This is a genomic window from Nonomuraea sp. NPDC049750, assembly GCF_040659625.1.
In the GTDB taxonomy this organism is placed as follows: domain Bacteria; phylum Actinomycetota; class Actinomycetes; order Streptosporangiales; family Streptosporangiaceae; genus Nonomuraea.
This window is the reverse complement of record NZ_JBFANB010000003.1, coordinates 729,541-748,545: the sequence shown is the minus strand read 5'-3', so window position 1 is coordinate 748,545 and position 19,005 is coordinate 729,541. Positions and strand designations below refer to the sequence as shown.

17 protein-coding genes are annotated in these 19,005 nt (G+C 68.0%); 6 read left to right on the top strand and 11 right to left on the bottom strand.

Features of this window, described 5'->3' with window-relative positions; all coding sequences use genetic code 11:
- Positions 1-1,282: nitrate- and nitrite sensing domain-containing protein (locus AB0J16_RS11950; protein WP_358537547.1), on the bottom strand; the 1,282-nt coding region annotated here is incomplete at its 3' end.
- A gap of 559 nt (positions 1,283-1,841) precedes the next feature.
- Here AB0J16_RS11950 and AB0J16_RS11945 point away from each other — a divergent pair.
- From AB0J16_RS11945 to AB0J16_RS11925, 5 genes are read left to right on the top strand one after another with little or no spacing between them, the layout of a single operon-like run.
- Entirely contained in the window at positions 1,842-2,831 is a 990-nt protein-coding gene (locus AB0J16_RS11945; protein ID WP_358537545.1) for an ABC transporter substrate-binding protein, read from the top strand.
- Positions 2,828-3,637, top strand: a complete 810-nt coding sequence (locus AB0J16_RS11940; RefSeq protein WP_358537543.1) for an ABC transporter permease subunit — start codon at positions 2,828-2,830, stop codon at positions 3,635-3,637. The genes AB0J16_RS11945 and AB0J16_RS11940 overlap by 4 nt, the downstream gene beginning before the upstream one ends.
- Positions 3,634-4,410, top strand: a complete 777-nt coding sequence (locus tag AB0J16_RS11935; RefSeq protein WP_357942928.1) for an ABC transporter permease — start codon at positions 3,634-3,636, stop codon at positions 4,408-4,410. The genes AB0J16_RS11940 and AB0J16_RS11935 overlap by 4 nt, the downstream gene beginning before the upstream one ends.
- 9 nt (positions 4,411-4,419) lie before the next feature.
- Positions 4,420-5,877 (top strand): dihydroorotase family protein, encoded by a 1,458-nt coding sequence (locus AB0J16_RS11930; RefSeq protein ID WP_358537540.1) that lies wholly within the window; start codon positions 4,420-4,422, stop codon positions 5,875-5,877.
- Between the two features lie 11 nt (positions 5,878-5,888).
- Positions 5,889-6,656, top strand: coding sequence for an ABC transporter ATP-binding protein (locus AB0J16_RS11925; protein ID WP_357942924.1), 768 nt, complete (start codon positions 5,889-5,891; stop codon positions 6,654-6,656).
- 136 nt (positions 6,657-6,792) lie between these two features.
- On the opposite strand, the gene AB0J16_RS11920 is transcribed toward AB0J16_RS11925, so the two are convergent.
- The 6 genes from AB0J16_RS11920 to AB0J16_RS11895 form a co-directional block, all read right to left on the bottom strand.
- Positions 6,793-7,371 (bottom strand): ATP/GTP-binding protein, encoded by a 579-nt coding sequence (locus AB0J16_RS11920; RefSeq protein ID WP_357646440.1) that lies wholly within the window; start codon positions 7,369-7,371, stop codon positions 6,793-6,795.
- Entirely contained in the window at positions 7,352-7,753 is a 402-nt protein-coding gene (locus tag AB0J16_RS11915; protein ID WP_225290601.1) for a DUF742 domain-containing protein, read from the bottom strand. The genes AB0J16_RS11920 and AB0J16_RS11915 overlap by 20 nt, the downstream gene beginning before the upstream one ends.
- 26 nt (positions 7,754-7,779) lie before the next feature.
- A complete protein-coding gene (locus AB0J16_RS11910; protein ID WP_214641718.1) occupies positions 7,780-8,193 on the bottom strand; it encodes a roadblock/LC7 domain-containing protein in 414 nt (137 codons plus the stop codon).
- A 5-nt stretch (positions 8,194-8,198) separates the two neighbouring features.
- Positions 8,199-11,495: a nitrate- and nitrite sensing domain-containing protein gene (locus AB0J16_RS11905; protein WP_358537537.1), complete on the bottom strand. Its 3,297-nt coding sequence runs from the start codon at positions 11,493-11,495 to the stop codon at positions 8,199-8,201.
- Positions 11,496-11,668: 173 nt separating this feature from the next.
- A complete protein-coding gene (locus AB0J16_RS11900) occupies positions 11,669-13,066 on the bottom strand; it encodes an aminobutyraldehyde dehydrogenase (RefSeq protein WP_358537535.1) in 1,398 nt (465 codons plus the stop codon).
- Positions 13,059-14,342: a glycosyltransferase gene (locus AB0J16_RS11895; protein ID WP_358537534.1), complete on the bottom strand. Its 1,284-nt coding sequence runs from the start codon at positions 14,340-14,342 to the stop codon at positions 13,059-13,061. Before AB0J16_RS11895 ends, AB0J16_RS11900 begins: the two co-directional genes overlap by 8 nt.
- A 119-nt stretch (positions 14,343-14,461) precedes the next feature.
- Here AB0J16_RS11895 and AB0J16_RS11890 point away from each other — a divergent pair, with 119 nt between their 5' ends.
- The gene (locus AB0J16_RS11890; RefSeq protein WP_358427410.1) at positions 14,462-15,067 is read left to right on the top strand and encodes a helix-turn-helix domain-containing protein; all 606 of its coding nucleotides are present in this window, start codon (positions 14,462-14,464) and stop codon (positions 15,065-15,067) included.
- Positions 15,068-15,087: 20 nt separating this feature from the next.
- Here AB0J16_RS11890 and AB0J16_RS11885 read toward each other — a convergent pair whose 3' ends face one another.
- From AB0J16_RS11885 to AB0J16_RS11870, 4 genes are read right to left on the bottom strand one after another with little or no spacing between them, the layout of a single operon-like run.
- Complete coding sequence (locus AB0J16_RS11885) at positions 15,088-16,149, bottom strand: ABC transporter ATP-binding protein (protein ID WP_358537532.1); 1,062 nt, start codon at positions 16,147-16,149, stop codon at positions 15,088-15,090.
- Positions 16,136-16,915: an ABC transporter permease gene (locus AB0J16_RS11880; protein ID WP_358537529.1), complete on the bottom strand. Its 780-nt coding sequence runs from the start codon at positions 16,913-16,915 to the stop codon at positions 16,136-16,138. The genes AB0J16_RS11885 and AB0J16_RS11880 overlap by 14 nt, the downstream gene beginning before the upstream one ends.
- The gene (locus AB0J16_RS11875) at positions 16,908-17,747 is read right to left on the bottom strand and encodes an ABC transporter permease (RefSeq protein WP_357942911.1); all 840 of its coding nucleotides are present in this window, start codon (positions 17,745-17,747) and stop codon (positions 16,908-16,910) included. Before AB0J16_RS11875 ends, AB0J16_RS11880 begins: the two co-directional genes overlap by 8 nt.
- Positions 17,748-17,779: 32 nt before the next feature.
- Positions 17,780-18,898 (bottom strand): spermidine/putrescine ABC transporter substrate-binding protein, encoded by a 1,119-nt coding sequence (locus AB0J16_RS11870; RefSeq protein WP_358537526.1) that lies wholly within the window; start codon positions 18,896-18,898, stop codon positions 17,780-17,782.
- Positions 18,899-19,005 lie beyond the last annotated feature (107 nt).

Sequence of the window (19,005 nt, the reverse complement as noted above, 5' to 3'; positions counted from 1 at the left end):
GCTCGCCCTGCTCCAGCCCGTCGATGAGGGTGATCTGCCGCTCGACCAGCGTCTGGCTTCGGCGAGACAGGTTGACGAACATCGCGTTGACGTTGCTACGGAGTCGGGACTCCTCGCCCGCCAGCCGTACCGCTTCCCGGTGTACCTCGTCGAACGCCCGCGCGACTTCACCGATCTCGTCCTGGGACATGACGCCGATCGGCTCGACCTCCATCGGGCCGCTCGCCTCGGACTCGCGCAGCTGCTGGACCGTCTCCGGCAGGCGGCGGCTGGCGATGAACAGCGCCTCCCTGCGCAGCCGGCGCAGCGGGCCGCTGAGCGAGCGCGCCATGAACGAGGTGATCACCAGCACCAGGATCAACAGGATGGCGATCGCGATCGCGATGATCATCGCACCCTGCTGCTCCTGGCCCTGCAGGGTGCGGCTGCGCAGCAGGATCGAGTCGGAGACCTGCTGTTCGATCTTGCGCATGCCGTCGATGGCCTTGCCCACGGCCTTGAGCCATTCATCGCCGTCGCGCTGGAGGCCGACCTCAGGGTCGACCAGCTGCGCCCCCGAGTCCTGCAGGAACAGGGCGCGGGCCTGGATCAGCTCGGACTTGTCGACGGCCGAACCACTGACGACGTCGTCGTACGCCTGGCGGATGTTCAGCGGCACCTGGGCCCTGAACGTCGCCAGCTCGCTGTTGCGCTGGGCGCGCGCGGCGATGAAGGAGTCGAGCTCGTCCTTGCTGAATCGCCTGGCGGCCAGCGCGGCCACCAGGAGCGCGCGCTGGGTGGAGAGGAACTGCTTGGCCCTGGACAGAGCGGCGAAGCCGGAGACGCTGTCGGCGAGCTCCTTGTCAGCGGCACCCAGGTCGATGTTGTCGTTGAGCCCGATGAAGTCGGAGATGCTCCGGTCATACAGCTCGATGACGGAGCCGACGTTCAGTTGCGAGTCCACCGCGGTCTTGCGTGACTGGTCGAGCTCGATCAGACGGTTCTTGATGCGGATGGCCTGCGCGCGCTGGGGGCTGTCAGAAGCGGCGAGCGCGTCGACCGGGCCACGTACGCTGTCGCGAAGCTTGTTGACCGTGCTGTATTGGGCGTCGACGTCGGCCTTGCCGCTGCTCCTGCGCCCGAGGGCGACGAAGCTGGCGGTGAGGTCGCGTTCGAGCTCGACCTCGTGGGCGAGCGCGGTCAGCTGGCTCGCCAGAACGGCGACCTCGTTGACCTTCTCGTACTCGGTGGCGCTGCTGATCGAGGTGGCTACGCGGAAGCCGCCCAGAACCAGGGCCGCCAAGGTGGGAATGACAACCAGAACGAGCAGCTTCGAGCGCACGCGCCAGTTGCGCAGCGCGAGGCCGCCCGTCTTCTTCGCACGCCCGGCCCGTGCTTTGGGCTTTGACTTGGCGTGAAGTGCCGCAGGAGCGGGCGCTTCAGCAGTTAAGCCGGGATCCCCACCTGCTGGGGGGAATGCGTTCCTCACTGGCCTCCGCAACCTCTCCTCTGATGGTCTGGTGCAAGAGGATCACGTCATGCATTGTGTTTGCCGTGTGACGCCGACGCACCCATGGGGCGAGAGCTTATTTGAGCACAACAACAGGAGATCGGCCAATACCGCAAAGGTCGCAGTCAACCCATCTCTTCGCAGAACATGCCAAACCCGGACAAATGCCACATCCTCCTGGTGGATGCCGGGCTGCCACCTCCTTGATTCGGACAATCATCCCAAACGTACATTGTGATCATCATTTCCGTATATATATTGGTAATTTCCAGAATCGGGGGACCATGCGCAAGAGTTAGCTGCGCTAGGGTGCGACCGTCGTCGATCACCCCCCGTTCGAAGGAGACGCGACATGAGGTTCGGTGCACTAGGGCGCACCGCCCTGATTGGACTTGTGGCCACCCTTGTCATTACGGGGTGTTCCAGCTCAGATAGCAAGACCGGAGGCGCCTCGAATGCCAACGGTCTTGAGAAGACAGAACTCCTGATCGGCGAGTACCCCGGGGCGGACGCCGCCCCGCTGTTCATCGCGATCGAGCGCGGCTTCTTCAAGGAGCAGGGCCTCAATGTCAAGACGGAGGCCATCCAGGCTCCGCAGGCCGTACTGCCCAAGCTCGCCAACGGCAGCATGGACGTGGTGCTGGGCAGCTACGCCACCATCTTGTCCATCCAGTCCCAGGGGCTGGAGAAGTTCAAGTACATCGCGGACTCCTACCAGGGAGCTGCGGGGGCCTTCGGCGTGATGGTGTCGAAGAACTCGCCCATCAAGAGCGTCGGTGACCTCAAGGGCAAGAAGATCGGCGTCAACGCGCTCGTCGGCCTGGGTGTTCTCACCATGAACCCCCACCTCAAGATCGCCGGACTCGACCCCACCAAGGACGTCAAGTACGTCGTCGTGCCGAGCACCGACTGGCTCAAGTCGCTGAAGAGCGGTGCCGTGGACGCCGTCTGGATGACCGACCCGTACGTCAGCCAGGCCAAGAACCAAGACGGCGCGACGATGCTGCTCGACACGATGTCCGGCCCCACGGACAGCCTGCCGATCACGGGCTGGGCGGCCACGGAGAAGTGGATCGGCAAGAACCCCAAGACGATGGCCGCCTTCCAGCGGGCGATGGCGAAGGCGCAGAACGTCGCCGCCACCGACCGCAGCGCCGTGACGAAGATCCTGCCGACCTTCACCCAGATCCCGGCCGCGACCGCTGCCACGATCAACCTGGGCAACTACCCGACCTCACTGAACGCCCAGCGCATTCAGCGGGTGGCTGACCTGATGGCCGAGTACGGCTTCATCAAGAACAAGATCGACGTCTCCTCGATGATCGTTACGTCGCAGGGATGACCGCTGCCACAACACTGACGCGGGGCGGGCGTACCACGCTCGCCCGCGCCAGGGTCGGAAAGCTCATCCGCCACGCCATCGGCGTGGCGGTTTTTCTGCTTGTCTGGGAGCTCGCCAGCAGGACCGGCCTGGTCGAATGGCTGCCCCCGGCCTCTACCTGCCTGGCCAGAGTGGTCGGCCTGGCGTTCGACCCCGAATATCTCGCCGACCTGAGCTCCACGATGCTCGCCGCCGTCATCGGCCTGCCGCTGGCCATCCTGCTGGCCGTCCCCGTAGGGCTGCTTCTTGGGACCGTTCCCGTCGTGGAGGAGATGACCCGGGCGATCGTCGAGTTCCTGCGTCCCATCCCCTCGGTGGCGCTGATCCCGCTGGCGTTGTTCCTGTTCCAGCCCGACATCAACGCCAAGGTCGCGCTCATCGTCTACGCCGCGTCCTGGCCGATCCTCATCAACACGCTCTACGGCGTGCGCGACGTCGACCCGCTGGCCGCGGAGACGCTGCGCTCCTTCAGCTTCGGCTCCGCGGCCGTCGTCTGGCGGGTGTCGCTGCCGAGCGCCGCGCCGTTCATCTTCACCGGCATCCGGCTGGCCGCCTCGATCACGCTCATCCTGGCCATCAGCGTGGAGTACGTCGTCGGCGGCGCCGGCGGGATCGGCGCCTTCCTCATCCAGGCGAGCACCGCCCTGGACGATTCGGCGATGGTCGACGTGATCGCCGTGCTGGTGTGGTCGGGCGCCATCGGACTGGTCGTCAACACCCTGCTGCTGCGTGCCGAGCGGCGGCTGTTCAAGTGGCGGAACGCATGATCAAAACCCTGGTCAAACGGCTCTGGCTGGTGCCGGTGGCCCTCGTCGCGTGGGAGCTGATCACCAGGGCGGTGGACGACCCCTTCATGCCCCGCCCCACGGTCATCGTGGCGCGCATGTACGAGATGTGGTTCTCCGGGCCCCTCATCCTCACCGACGAGGCGGTGGACAACTTCGTCCCCAGCATCATCAGGCTGGTCGGCTCGTGGAGCGTGGCCGTGGCCCTCGGGATAGCACTCGGTGTCGCGATCGGCAGGACCGCCTGGCTGTCCGACTACATCGACCCGCTGGTGGAGTTCGCCCGGGCCGTGCCGCCACCTGTGATGTTCCCCGTGTTCCTGGTGCTCTTCACCATGGGCACGCAGGTCCAGGTGGCGACGATCGTCTTCGGCGTCATCTGGCCGATCCTGCTGAATTCAATCGATGGCGCGCGTAACGTGGATCGTCTCCAGATTGAGACCGCAACCGTCTTCGGCGTCCCAGCGAGCCTGCGCCTGGTCCGGATCATCCTGCCCGCCGCCTCACCGAAGATCTTCGCTGGTCTGCGGCTGAGCGTCTCGCTGGCGCTGATCCTCATGATCGTCTCCGAGCTCAAAGGCGCCACCGACGGCATCGGTTACCTGCTGGCCAGCGCGAGCGACCGCTCCGACATGCCGGCCCTCTGGGGAGGAGTGGTCGTGCTCGGAGTGCTCGGTTACGTACTCAACACCCTGTTCCTCATGGTCGAACGCCGGATGCTCACGTGGCACCGTGGCGCTCGCCGTACCGCGTAGGAGGCGGATGTGACTGACCTGTTGCTGAAGAACGTGCGTATTGTTACGCACGACCGAGACGAACCGGTCGTCGCGGACATCGCCGTGACCGGCGGGCGCATCGAGCAGGTGGGGGCCGGCCTGTCCGCCGAGGGCGTCGAGGAGGTGCTCGACGGCGACGGGAAGCTGGCCTTCCCGGGCGTCGTGGACGCCCACCAGCATTGGGGCATCTACAACCCGCTGCCCGAGGACACCGCCTCGGAGAGCATGGCCAGCGCCCAGGGCGGCGTCACCACGGCGCTCACCTACATGCGGACCGGCCAGTACTACCTCAACAGAGGCGGTTCGTACGCGGAGTTCTTCCCCGAGGTGCGCAGGCAGGCCGAGGGACAGGCCTACATCGACTACGGCTTCCACCTCGCGCCCATGTCGAGCACGCACATCGGCGAGCTGCCCGACCTGGTGGAGAAGTTCGGGGTCTCGTCGTTCAAGATCTTCATGTTCTACGGCGGCCACGGGCTGCACGGGCGCTCGGCCGACCAGAGCAAGTTCCTGATGCTGCCCGAGGGCGAGCGCTACGACTACGGGCACTTCGAGTTCGTGATGCGTGGCGTGCAGGAGGCCCGCGAACGCTTCCCGCACCTGGCCGACGAGATCTCACTGTCGCTACATTGTGAGACCGCCGAGATCATGACCGCCTACACCAAGCTGGTGGAGGAGGCCGGCGACCTCAGCGGCCTGGCCGCCTACAGCGCCTCCCGGCCGCCGCACTCCGAGGGGCTGGCGGTCTTCATCGCCTCCTATCTCGCCCACGAGACCGGCCTGGCCAACATCAACCTGCTCCACCTGTCCTCGCGCAAGGCACTCGACGCGGCCGTGCGGATGGCCAAGACCTTCCCGCACATCGACTTCCGCCGCGAGGTCACGATCGGGCATCTTCTCGCCGACATCGAGACGGCCAACGGGATCGGCGCCAAGGTGAACCCGCCCATCAGGCCGCGCGAGGATGTCGAGGCGCTGTGGGAGTACGTGCTCGACGGCACCGTCGACTGGGTGGTCAGCGACCACGCCTGCTGCCGGGAGGAGCTCAAGTTCGGCGCTCAGGCCGACGACGTGTTCCTGGCCAAGGCCGGGTTCGGCGGCGCCGAATACCTGCTGCCCGGCCTGATCACCGAGGGCCGCCGCCGCGGCCTGTCCTACGGGCGCATCGCCGCCCTCACCTCCTGGAACCCCGCCCGCAGGTACGGCCTGCGGAGCAAGGGCACCATCGCGCCCGGCTTCGACGCCGACTTCTGCCTGGTCGACACCGGCAGCACGTGGACCGTCCGGGCCGCCGAGTCGGAGTCGACGCAGGAGTACACCCCATTCGAGGGCTTCGAGCTGAGCGCGAAGGTCACCGACACGTTCGTCAGAGGCAACCACGTCCTCGACGCGGGCAAGATCGTGGGTCGTCCGATGGGCCAGTACATCTCCCGGCCGCTGGGCTGAAAGGAAACCCCTTGCTTGAGATAGACAACCTCACGCACGTCTACGGCGAGGGCCCGACACGGCACCACGCCATCGACGGCCTGAACCTGAGCGTCGCCGAGGGCGAGCTGCTGTGCATCGTCGGGCCCTCCGGGTGCGGCAAGTCGACGCTCCTGCGCTCCATCGCGGGCCTGATCAAGCCCACGGGCGGCGCCATCAAGGTCCAGGGCGAGCTGGTCCGCCAGACGCCCGCCAACCTGGCCGTCGTCTTCCAGGACTACAGCCGGTCACTGTTCCCGTGGATGTCGGTGGCCGACAACGTCGCGCTGCCGCTGCGTCGCAAGGACATGACCAAGCAGCAGCGCCGCGAGGCGGCGCACGAGGCGCTGGAGTCGGTGGGGCTGGCGGAGGCCGGTCGCAAGTATCCGTTCCAGCTGTCGGGCGGCATGCAGCAGCGGGTGTCGATCGCCCGCGCGCTGGCCTACCGGCCGGCGCTGATGCTCATGGACGAGCCGTTCGGCTCGGTCGACGCGCAGACGCGTGAGGACCTCGAAGACCTCGTGCTGAAGGTACGCGGGCACCACCAGATGACGATCGTGCTCATCACGCACGACATCGACGAGAGCGTGTACGTGGGTGACCGGGTCGTCGTGCTGTCCAAGGCGCCCGCGCACGTCGTGGGCGACCTGAAGGTGGAGCTGCCCAGTCCCCGTGACCAGATCAGCTCCCGCGAGCACCCGGACTTCGTCCACCTGCGTGCCGAGGTGGGGCGTCTGGTGCGCGGCGTGGCCTCCGTCTGAGCGCGTCTCTGTACGCCCTCAGACCGAGCGCGTCTCTGTAAGACGCGTCCGTCTGAGGGCGCACCCATAACTGGAACACAGGCCGAACCACCAGTGCCGCCGGGCGTCCAGCCCGGCGGCACTGGTGCAGAGGAAGTCAGGCCGGAGTGTGGGAGTGGCGGGTCAGGGCGTGTTCGACCAGCGTGATCAGCGTGCCCTTCACCGAGTCCCTGACTCGGGCGTCCAGGCGGACGATCGGGGTGTGCGGGTTGAGTGACAACGCCTCCCGGATCTCCTCCTGCTGGTGCTGGAAGTTGCCGTCCCAGCCGTTGATGCCGATGACGAAGGGGAGTTTGGCCTCTTCGAAGTAGTCGATCGCGGGGAAGCTGTCAGCCAGCCGCCGCGTGTCCACCAGCACCACCGCGCCGATCGCACCACGCACCAGGTCATCCCACATGAACCAGAACCGGTGCTGTCCGGGCGTACCGAACAGATAGAGGATCAGGTCACGGTCGAGCGAGACCCGGCCGAAGTCCATCGCCACGGTCGTGGTCGTCTTGTTGGGCGTGAGAGAGACGTCGTCGACACCCGCCGACGCGTCCGTCATCACCGCCTCCGTGGTGAGCGGCAGAATCTCCGAGACCGCACCCACGAACGTCGTCTTGCCCACGCCGAAGCCGCCGGCCACGACGATCTTCGTCGAGGTTAGGCCGGGGCTAGAGCCTGCGAAGTCCACTGAGCACCCTTTCGAGCAAGTTGAGGTCCGGCTTTCCCGCGTCCAGCGCAGGCTGGTGCACGCGGATCAGGCCCTCCGACGCCATGTCGGCGATCAGCACCCGGACCACCCCAAGAGGCTGCCGTAAAAGGGCGGAGATCTCGGCAACCGACCTGACGTTCCGGGTTAGCTGAATGATCGCCTGATACTCCGGACTTAATAGTGAAATGTCTTTATATTCCGAGGTCACGGAGGACACGAGGGCCTCCATGGCGAACTTCATCCGTGGGGCCGTGCGGCCCCCTGTCACGGCATATGGCCGGACAAGGGAGCTCGGCTTCTGCGGACGCGGCGCCGACGGATGCGGCGGAGTGCTATCACCAGCCCAACCCTGACCTGACATCATGTTCTTCTCCTGTCACCGTCCCACTAACGCGGGCGGGACGCCTGCAGCTCGGCGCGCACGGCCGGGGTGAGCACCTGGCCCGCCCGCTCCACGAGCAGCGTCATCTGGTACGCGACCAGGCCCATGTCACAATCGGGCGCGGCGAGCACAGCGAGGCAGGAGCCATCGCTGATGGACATGATCATCAGGAGTCCGCGCTGCATCTCGATGACGGTCTGGGTGACCATACCGCCTTCGAACACACGAGCCGCGCCCTGCGTCAGGCTGATCACACCCGAGGCGACCGCGGCCAGCTGGTCGGCCCGGTCCTTGGGAAAACCCTCGGAGAAAGCCAGCGGCAAGCCGTCGGACGACACCACCACGGTGTGCGCGACTCCAGGCACGTTATTGACGAAATCGGTGATCAGCCAGCTGATGCCACGCGCTCCCTGGCTCAGTTCTCTCATTGCTCCTCCTCATTGTCTTCTCCGCGGGTGAACGCGCGGCCTTGCCGTACCCCCTGCTGGAAGCTGGACAGCCGGCTCCGCAATCGATCGGGAGAGATCTGTGGCGCCGGTGACGTCGCCTGCGGCTCGGCCAGGCTGGCCGTACCGGGAACCAGGTTGGCCTTCGGCACGCGCCGCGGCAGGCCAGAGGCCGTCGTGCCGCCCATCGCCGGCTCGGCGGCGGCCTGCGCGGCCTGCCAGCCGGTGTCGGCGGGCGAGGACCACGTCGAGCCCGCGCCGGACTGGCCCGGCACGCGTTGCGGCAGCGAGGGCTTGTCCGACGTCCCGGCGGAGGCGGCAGACGCGGCGACCGGCGGAGGCGCGGCGGGCGCGGGAGGCACGGGTAGCTGAGCGTAAGGCTGGGCATAGGGCTGCGCGGCGGGCTGCTGCGGGAGCTGGCCGATCGGCGGCACGGCCGGTATGCCCCCGATCTGCGTCTCCTCCTGCGCGGAGATCTCGGAGTACTGCTCCGGCTCCGGCTTGATCGGCTCGGGCTCCGGCTCCGGCCTGCGGAACCAGTCGGAGCCGACCGAGGAGAAGATCGGCAGGAAGTCGTCGCTCTGCTCCAGCGGCGAGTTGTTGCGCACCGCCGGGAGCGGGCCGGTCAAGTCCTTGGAGGAGTACTCGCCGGGACCGAAGGGGTTGAAGGCGCCGCGGCCGTTGTGCGTGAAGGGCTCGACGGGCGGGATCGGCGAGTCGGCGAACGACGGCCAGCGCTGCTCCTCGAACCCGTACGCCGGCCGCGGCTCGGCGTCGAACGGCTTGGGCAGCTCGACGAACGGCGACCTGGGCGGCAGCTCCTCGGCCGAGCCGAAGGACGGCCAGCGCGTCTCCTCCGAGGACGAAGGCGGGGGCGGCTCCGTGGCGAAGGACGGCCAGCGCGGCTCGTCCTGCGCCGGAGGCGGCGGCTCGGTGGCGAAGGAGGGCCAGCGCTGCTCGTCCTGCCGCGGCGCCTCCTCGGCAAAGGAGGGCCAGCGCTGCTCGCCCGGGGCGGCGGCCGCGGGCGGCTCCTCGGCGAACGACGGCCAGCGCTGCTCGTCGGGCTGCTGCCTCGGCGGCTGCTCCTCGCCGAACGGCGGCCAGTTGCCGCCACCGCCCGGCACGGGCAGCGTGCCCGGCCACTGCGTGTCGACCGGCGCGTCGTCGCGGATGTCGGGGGTGTCGATAGTGCCCTGGGGCGCGGCGTAGACGCCCGAGCCGTTCGTCGAGGACGGCTCCAGCTGGCTCGGGTCGAAGTTGGTGAAGGCTTCGTACTGGCCGCGCTGCTGGGGCACCCCGCCGGTGGCACCGCCACCGAGGAGCATGTCGGGCAGCATGACGAGCGCGGCCAGGCCGCCCGCGTCCCGCATCCCGAGCTGGACCCTGATGCCGTGGCGCAGCGCCAGGCGGCCGACCACGAACAGGCCCATGCGGCGCGAGACGGCCACGTCGACCACCGGCGGGTTGGCCAGCCGCCAGTTGGCCTCGGCCAGCTCGTCGGCCGACATGCCGATGCCCAGGTCGGTGATCGTCACCTGGACGCCGCCCTCGATGGGCGAGCTGGTGACCTGGACCTTGCTCTCGCGCGGGGAGAAGGAGATGGCGTTCTCGATCAGCTCGGCGAGCAGGTGCACGGCGTCGGTGACGGCCGGGCCGGCGACCTCGATGCCGGACGGGATCTGGATCTGGACCCGTTCGTAGTTCTCGACCTCGGACAGCGAGGCGCGGGCGATGTCGACCAGCGGCACCGGCTCGCTCCACTTGCGGGCGGCCTCCTGGCCGGCGAGGACCAGGAGGTTCTCGCTGTTGCGGCGCATGCGGGTGGCGAGGTGGTCCAGCCGGAACAGGTTCGCCAGCCGGTTCTCGTCCTCCTCACCCTGCTCCAGGCCCTCGATGAGCTGCAGCTGCCGCTCGACGAGCGTCTGGCTGCGCCGGGAGAGGTTGACGAACATCGAGTTGACGTTGGCGCGCAGCTTGGCCTCGTCACCGGCCAGCCTGATCGCCTCGCGGTGGACCTCGTCGAAGGCCCGGGCCACTTCCCCGATCTCGTCGCGGGTGTTGACGCCGACGGAGGGTACGTCGGGCACCTCGGCGCTGTCCCCGGACTCGCGCAGCAGGCGGACGGTCTCGGGCAGCCGGGTGGTGGCCACCTGGAGCGCCTCGGCGCGCAGCCGGCGCAGCGGGCGGACCAGCGAACCGGCCACCCGGGTGGTGATCACCAGGACGAGGAGCAGCAGGACCAGGATGGTCGCGCCGGAGATGATGGCGTTGCGCTGCTCGGTGTCGCTCAGGTCCCGGGTGGTGGCCACGATCCTGGTGGTCAGGCCGTCCTCGACCTTGCGCATGGCGTTGGCGGACAGCGAGGTGCTCTCGTACCAGAGCTGGAGGTCACGGCGAGTCGTGATGTCCAGGTCCCTGATGGTCTTGAACTCGCGCAGCTGGGCCAGGGCCCGCTGGCGCATCGCGTCCGCGCGGTCGATCTGCGGGCCGCGCACGCCCTTCTTGTACGCCAGGAGGTCCGCACGGGTGGCTTCCTGCTCGAAGGCGGTCAGCTGCAGTTGCTGACTGTTCCAGGAACCGAGGAAGTCGGACAGGTCGTCATAGTCCAGCCGCCGCTCGATCAGCGCCACGACGAGGATGCCCTGCTGGCGCAGCACCTGTTCCCTGGTCTGGTCGAGGGCGGCCAGCGCGGCCACGTCGCCCTGGAGGGCGTCGTCGCTGATGCCGTCGCCCAGGTCGTTCTGGAGGCGCTCGAGGACCTCGATCAGGGAGGAATAGGTGCGGATGGCGGCTCGGGGCGGCACGCTCGCCTCACCCGCGATCGACCTGCGCAGGCCATCGAGTCCGGTCAGCCACCGGCGGATCTCCACGACCTCCTGCTGGACGCGGGTGGTGTGGGTGGCGTCGATGGACGTGGTGGCGGCGAGCACGCGCTGCTTGGCCGCGTCGGACGCCTCGCGCTGGGTCTTGAGCTGGCTCAGGCGGATGGGACGCCGGCGGTCGGCCATGTACCACGCGGTGAGCGTGCGTTCCTTGGCGAGCTCGTGCGACAGCGCGGAGGCGCGCTGGACCAGCTCGGCGACCTGGGTCAGCCGGCGGTACTCGGCGCTGGTGCCGATGGCGTTCGCGAGCTGGACGCCGGCGAGGAGCACACCCACGATCGTGGGGATGAGGATCAGCGCCACCAGCCTGGAGCGCACGCGCCAGTTCGCCAGCCGGAACCGTCCGCCTGTGTACTCCCCGGACCTGGTGTGCCTGGGGTTATCCGTCCTCACTGACTCTCGCAACCTCTCGCCGTTACGTGCTCGAAAATCTGACACGCTTGGGGCGCATGGGATTTCTGCGGGCTGGGTAATTGGAACACAACCCGTACCAGACGGCCAACCGTACATATCCCATCAAATACGACCAAACGTGCCCACAAGGTCGCATTTCGCCGCGCGCGTTTTCAGGCGGGCCGAAAGGAGTCTCGCTCCACCGGCGCCGCGTGCTTGACCATCAGGTGACGGGTCACCGAATACTCCTGCACCGCCTCCTGGCTCATGTCCTTGCCGAAACCACTGCCCTTGACCCCGCCGTGCGGGGCCTCGCTGGCTATCGGCAGGTGGTCGTTGATCCAGGTCACACCCACATCGAGGCGGTGCGAGACCCGCATCGCCCTGGCAACGTCTCGTGACCACACGGACGAGGCCAGACCGTAACGCGTGTCGTTGGCCAGCGTGACCGCCTCGTCCTCGGTGTCGAACGGCAGGACCACGAGGACGGGACCGAATAGCTCTCCCTGGACGATATCGCTGTTCTGTGACACTTCGTTAACAAGTGTCGGAAGGTAGTAGAAGCCGGGTCCGTCGACCGGCGCGCCGCCGTGCACGACGCGCCCGCCGGAGCCGGCGACGAAGCCGTGCACCCGGTCGCGGTGGGCCGCCGAGATCAGCGGGCCGACGTCGGTGGCGGGGTCCCACGGGTCGCCCACGGTGATGCCGGCGAGCGTCTGCCTGATGGCCTCCACCGCGTCGTCGTAGACCGGCCGGGCCACGTAGACGCGGGTGGCGGCGGTGCAGTCCTGGCCGGTGTTGTAGGTGGCGCCCATGGCCACGCCGCGGGCCGTCTCCTCCAGGTCGGCGTCCTCGAAGACCAGCGCGGGCGCCTTGCCGCCGAGCTCCAGGTGCACCCGCTTGAGCGTCTTGGCGGCGCCGCTCATGACGGCTCGGCCGGTCTCCGTCGAGCCGGTGACGCTGACCATGTCCACGCCCGGATCGGTGACCAGCGCCTCCCCCACCTCGGCGTCGCCGGTGACCACCCGTACCAGGCCGGCCGGCGCGCCCGCCTGGGCGAACAGCTCGGCCAGGCGCAGCGTGGCGCGGGGCGTCTGCGGGGCGGGCTTGATGACCACCGCGTTGCCCGCGGCGACGGCCGGGCCGAGCTTCCACACGGCCATCACGAACGGGAAGTTCCACGGCGCGATCGAGCCCACCACGCCGACCGGGCGGCGCAGCATGACCGAGGTGTAGCCGCGGCTGAACACCCCGGCGCCCGACCCTTCGAGCGAGCGCGCGGCACCGGCGAAGAAGCGCAGGTTGTCGGCCGCGAACGGCAGCTCGCCGTCCCTGAAGACGGCCGCGGGCTTGCCCGTCTCCTCGACCTCCAGCCGGGTCAGCTCCTCGGCGTCGGCCTCGACCAGGTCGGCCAGCCGCAGCAGCACCCGGGCCCGCTCGGCCGGGGTGGCCTGCGCCCACTCCTCGAAGGCGGCGCGCGCCGCCCCCACGGCCCGCGTCACGTCCTCGACGGGGGTGTCGGGGATCTTGTCGAAGACGAGCCCCGTCGCGGGGTTGATCAGCTCACGCATCGGACGGCTGCCCCAGCTCCTCGATGAGGTCGGCGGCCTTGCGCAGCCCGTCGAGGCCGCGGATCCGCTCACCCTCGGCGGCCAGCCGGGCGCGCAGCTGCTCGTCGCCGAGCAGGCGGTCGAGGGCGCCCGTCAGCTCCTCGTCGGTGAAGGCGTAGGTCGACAGCCGGACGCCGTAGCCGAGCTCGTCCACGCGCTGGGCGTTGTCGTACTGGTCCCAGAACAGCGGCAGCAGGATCATCGGCTTGCCGAAGTGCAACGCCTCGGTGGTGGTGTTGTTGCCGCCGTGCGTGATGACCAGGTCGCAGAGCGGGATGATCTTCGTCTGCGGCAGGAACTCGGCGCCCCACATGTTGTCGGCCAGCTTGATCTCCTCGTGCAGCGGGCCCTTGGAGACGATGAACTGGTGCGGGGTGGTGGCCAGCACGTCGATCACCCGCTGCATCAGCTCCACGTCGGAGGAGCCGAGCGAGCCGAGCGAGAAGTAGACCAGCGCGTCGCCGGTGCGCTGGAAGGGCAACTGGAAGTCCTCCTCGGTCTCGCGTACCGAGGAGTCGAGGCGGTGCCAGGTGGGGCCGAGCGGGCGGGCGTCGGTGTAGTCGAGGAGCTCCGGGAACACGTAGAGGTTCAGGTCGCCCTCGTGGATGAAGTCGAGGTCGGGCAGCGGCTCGGTGCCCTGCTCGACGCACCACTCGTTGAAGGCGTTCCAGATCTCGCGGTGCGTACGGTCGTACTCGGCGCGGAAGGCGTCCCACTCCGTGCGGTGGTCGGCGGGCAGACCCGAGAACACCGGAGCGACGTCGTCGCCACGCACCTCCAGCGGGTTGCAGGACACGATGCGGACGAACTTCTTGCCGGTCGTGAGCAGCGCGGGGAAGGTGATGACGTTGTCCTCGACGATGACGTCCGGCTGGACCCGTTCGATGATCGCCTTGAGCTGCGGCTCGCAGTACTTGGCGCCCTCGATGAGGGAGTCCCAGATGGGCTTGGTCACCGTTTCGAGCTGCTCCAGCGTGCTCTTGCGGTATTCCGGGGCGGTCTCGCGGATGAAGTCCTTCCAGAACTGCCCCGCGTCCTGCTCCTCGTCGCCCTCGGCCGGCGGCGCCAGGTCGACGAGGTCCTCCTCGAAGCCGAGCGCTTCGAGCTTGCCCTTCCACGAGGCCTCGGCGGCGAAGACGACGCGGTGACCGCGGCGACGGAGAATGTCGCCGATGCCGATGCTGTTGTTCGTGGGCCCGTAGGCGCTTTCCGGCATGAACAGGATGGTGAGGGACATCACGCGCTCCGAGGTGGCATCAATTTGAAGGGGAATTCAAATACTCATCTAGCGGGCCGGTCAACTTCAAGGCACTATGGTCACGGCTTCCTGAACGGCAGACGAACAAGGCGGTGAGTGTGACCCAGCGAAAGAGCCGCAGCGACCGGCGCATCGACCTGATCGAGGCGGCCCGGCGGGCCATCATCCGTCACGGCATCGACCGCGTCCAGCTCTCGCACGTGGCCGAGGAGGCGGGGCTTACCTCGGGCGCCGTGCTGTATCACTATCCCGACCTCAGCGAGCTGCTGGTCGAGGCGCAGCACGCCGGGATGGAGCGGTTCTACGAGCAGCGGATGCGTCAGCTCTCGGCGCTCACCGACCCGGCGGAGAAGCTGGTCATGACGATCAGGTCGGGGCTGCCGACCGGCCCGCTCGACCCCGACGTCCGGCTGCTCAACGAGCTGGGCGGGGCGGCGGGGCGCAGCCGGGTCTACGGGGTGCTGCTCACGTCCCTCTATGACCGGCAGGTGTCGATGTACCAGTCGATCCTGGACACGGGGGCCGCGCTGGGCGTCTTCACGCTGAGCTCCGACTCGCTGACGATCTCGCGCAACCTGGTGGCCCTGGAGGACGCCTACGGCTATCGGATCACCGCCCGGCACCCGGTGATAGGCCCGCAGGAGGCGGCCGAGCTGATCCTGTCCTACGCGCGCACGGCGACGGGCCACGGCCTCGCTCACTGAGCCGTTCCCTGGCCCGCCGCTCACTGAGTCGTTCCCTGGTCCGCCGGGATGATGACGGCGTCGTCGTGCCGCCAGTGCAGCTTGACCTTGGCGCCCTGCTCCACGGCGCTGGCGCCCTGCACGGCCACCAGGACCGGCTTGACGCGGCCGGGCAGGTCGACCGAGACGTGGGAGACGCCGCCGTAGAAGCTGACGTCGAGCACGGTCCCCTTGAGGCCGTGCGCGGCCGTCTCCTCGCGCAGCTCGATCTTCTCGGGGCGGACGCCCAGGAGCGCCTTGGCTCCGGTCTCCAGCTCCTCCAGCGGGGTGCCGGGCAGCAGGCCGAAGTCCTCGGTCCGCAGGGCCTCGGCGCCGCCGGCCGTACCCTCGAACAGGTTGTTGGCGCCGACGAAGTCGGCCACGAAGGGGGTGCGGGGCCGCTCGTAGAGCTCGACGGGCTGGTCCACCTGGCGCACGCCGCCGCGCTCGAAGACCGCGATGCGGTCGGCGAGCGACATGGCCTCCTCCTGGTCGTGGGTGACGACCACGAAGGTGATGCCGACCTCGTGCTGCAGCCGCTTGAGCTCCAGCTGCATGTCGGCGCGGACCTTCTTGTCCAGCGCGGAGAGCGGCTCGTCGAGCAGGAGCAGACGCGGGCGCTTGACGATGGAGCGGGCGAGCGCGACGCGCTGGCGCTGACCGCCGGACAGCTGGGCGGGCTTGCGGCCGCCGAGGTCCGACAGGCCGACGGTCTCCAGCACCTCGCCGACGCGCTGCTTGATCTCCTGGCGCGGCAGCTTCTCGCGCTCCAGGCCGTAGGCTACGTTCTTGGCCACGGTCATGTGCGGGAACAGCGCGTACGACTGGAACATCAGGCTGATCGGCCGCCGGTTCGGCTGCTTGCCGAGCAGGTCCTCGCCGTCCAGCGTCACCGTGCCGCCGTCGGGCGTCTCGAATCCGGCCAGGATGCGCAGCAGCGTGGTCTTGCCACAGCCGGAGGGACCCAGCAGGGCGAAGAACTCACCCTGGCGGATCTCCAGGGAGACCCCGTCGAGCGCGGTGACGTCACCGAACCGCCGGGTGATCCCGTCAATCTTCAGCACGTGATTCCCCGATCTTGGTCATCCGCTGGCCCACGATCACCGCGGTGAAGCTCACCAGGAGCAGGATCGCGGCCAGCGCGTTGATCTTCGGGGTCACCCCGAAACGGATCATCGAATAGATGACGATCGGCAGCGTCTGCTCGTTGTTGCCGATCGTGAAGAAGGCGATGACGAACTCGTCCAGCGACAGCGTGAAGGCCAGCAGCGCGCCCGCGATGATGCCGGGCGTGAGCTGCGGCAGCGTCACCTTCATGAACGTGACGACCGGACCCGCCCCGAGGTCGCGCGAGGCCTCCTCCAGTGAGGTGTCGGTGTTCGACAGCCTCGTACGCACCACCGCGGCGACGAACGCCATCGAGAAGACGCCGTGCGCGAGGATCACCGAGTAGAGCCCCAGGGTGAGCTGGATCATCCCGTAGAAGACCAGCAGCCCGATGGCCAGCACCAGGTCGGGAAGGACGGCCGGCATCAGGGCGAGCGCGTCGAGCGTCTTCGACCGGGTGTACCTGGCCAGGCCGACGGCCAGCAGCGTGCCGAGCACGGTCGCCACGACGGTCGAGCCCGCGGCCACGATGAGCGTGTTGACCACGCCGTCCCTGATGCGCTCGTCCTGGGCCAGCTCGCCGTACCACTTGAGGCTGAAGCCCTCGTAGGTGTAGGCCGACCTGCCGGAGTTGAACGACATCACGACGAGCACGACGATCGGCGCGTACAGGAAGACGTACGTCGCCCAGAACGGGACGTGCAGCCACTTCGACCTACGCACGACGGGCCACCCAGGACTGCGCGATCAGCAGCACCACCAGGACCGCCACGAGGGCCAGCGTCAGCGCGGAGCCGAAGGGCCAGTCGCGCGCCTGCAGGAACTCGGTGCGGATCAGGTTGCCCACCATGACCGACTTGCCGCCGCCGAGCATCTCGGGGATGACGAAGTTGCCGAAGCTGGGCACGAACACGAACAGGCACCCGGTCAGCACGCCCGGCACCGTCAGCGGCAGCGTCACCTTGCGGAAGGTGCTGAACGCCGAGGCGCCCAGGTTCGCCGACGCCTCGCGCAACTGCGGGTCGAGCCGTTCGATCGCCGCGTAGAGCGGCAGCACCATCAGTGGCAGGTAGGAGTAGAGCAGCCCGAGGACAATGGCGCCCTGGTTGTAGAGCAGCTCGTACGGCCCCAGGCCGAGCGCCTTCAACCCCGAGTTCAGCAGGCCGGGACCGTTGAGCAGGATGATCCAGGCGTAGACGCGGATGATGAAGTTCGTCCAGAACGGCAGCACGACGGCGACCAGCGCGACCGTCTTCCACTTGCGCGGCAACTGCGCGATCAAGTACGCCGTCGGGTAGCCGAGCAGCAACGCGAGCAGCGTCGTGAGCCCCGCGATCTTCAGGGAGGCGCCCACCACGCTGAGGTAGAGCGGGTCGATCAGGCGGCTGAAGTTCTCGCCGGTGACCTCGTAGACGACACCGCCGAACCGGCCGCGCTGGAAGAGCGTGTAACTCAGCACCAGCACGAGCGGCACCAGCAGGAGCACGACCAGGTACGTCAGGCCGGGTGACAGGAAAACGAACGCACCCAGCCGGCGTCCTCTCGAAGGGGACACCGGCCGGGATTCAGCTTCTGACTTCACTGCTACTACGACTGCGCCTTGATCTCGGTCGCCAGGCGCGTGTACTTCACCGACGCCTGGCCCAGGTCGATGAGCGACTCACCATTGAGCAGCTCGGCCGGCTTGATGTCCAGCAGCGAGCCCTTGGCGATCTCCACCTTGTCCATGGCGGCCTTGTTGGGCACCTTGTAGTTGATGTTGACAGCGGCCCAGCTGTGGATCTCGGGGTCGAGGATGTAGTTGATCAGGGCGTGCGCCGCCTCCTTGTTCTTGGAGGACTTCATGATCACCATGGTGTCCACCCAGAGGTCGCTGCCCTCCTTCGGCACCGCGAACTTGATGTTCTGCTTCGCGTCCGTGGTCGGGCACCAGCCGTCCCACGCCTCGACCATGACCGCCTCGCCGGACTTGAGCTTGTCGCCGAAGGTCGTGTCGTCGTAGCCGAGCAGGTGCGGCTTGGCCGCGACGAGGAGGTCCTTCGCCTTGGCGATCTCGGCGTCCTTGTCGGTGTTGACCGAGTAGCCGAGCGCCTTGAGGGCGGGCAGGGCCAGCCAGCGCTCGGTGGTCATCATGGTGACCTTCTTGTCGGCCCACGACGGGGGCTGCAGGAGGTCCTTCCAGCTCGTCGGCGGCGTCTTCACCAGGTCGCTGCGGTAGCAGATGCCGGTCGTGCCCCAGGTGTAGGGCACCGAGTACTTGTTGCCCTTGTCGTAGGACAGCTGGGTCGCCTCGGGGTAGAGGTTCGACAGGTTCGGGATCAGCTCGGGGTGGATCGGCTCCAGCAGGCCCTGCTCGTTGAGCGCCTGGGCGTACTGTCCGGACACGAACGCCACGTCGATGCCGCTGTCGCCACCGGCGGTCAGCTTGGTCATCGCGGTCTCGTTGGTGTCGTGGATCGCGATCTTCAGCGGGAACTTGAGCTTGTCCTTGACCTTCTGCGGCAGCTCCTTGGGCGTGTACCCGTCCCAGACCGTCACGTTGACCGACTGCTTCGACAGGTCGGCGTTCGGGTTGAGCTGGTCGGCGGTCGCCGCCGGCGCCGCGCCTGCGTTGGTCGACTCACCGCCGCACGCCGCGGCGGCGAGCGCGAGGCCGGCCACCGCTATGGCGGCCGGAAGACGACGGGTGAACCGGGTACGGAACACGGCCGCTACTCCTTCAGGGTTCCGGTGGATGAGGGGTCGCGCGACCAACCGGGCACGGCAGACCAGACGAGGAGTGTTGCAGCAGAAATCAACATGAGCAAGACTTT

What these genes read in the sequence shown, in the direction of transcription:
- AB0J16_RS11945 (WP_358537545.1), top strand. Translation starts at nt 1,842, where the DNA reads ATGAGGTTCGGTGCACTAGGGCGCACCGCCCTGATTGGACTTGTGGCC.
- AB0J16_RS11940 (WP_358537543.1), top strand. Translation starts at nt 2,828, where the DNA reads ATGACCGCTGCCACAACACTGACGCGGGGCGGGCGTACCACGCTCGCC.
- AB0J16_RS11935 (WP_357942928.1), top strand. Translation starts at nt 3,634, where the DNA reads ATGATCAAAACCCTGGTCAAACGGCTCTGGCTGGTGCCGGTGGCCCTC.
- AB0J16_RS11915 (WP_225290601.1), bottom strand. Translation starts at nt 7,753, where the DNA reads ATGTCAGGTCAGGGTTGGGCTGGTGATAGCACTCCGCCGCATCCGTCG.
- AB0J16_RS11900 (WP_358537535.1), bottom strand. Translation starts at nt 13,066, where the DNA reads ATGCGTGAGCTGATCAACCCCGCGACGGGGCTCGTCTTCGACAAGATC.
- AB0J16_RS11895 (WP_358537534.1), bottom strand. Translation starts at nt 14,342, where the DNA reads ATGTCCCTCACCATCCTGTTCATGCCGGAAAGCGCCTACGGGCCCACG.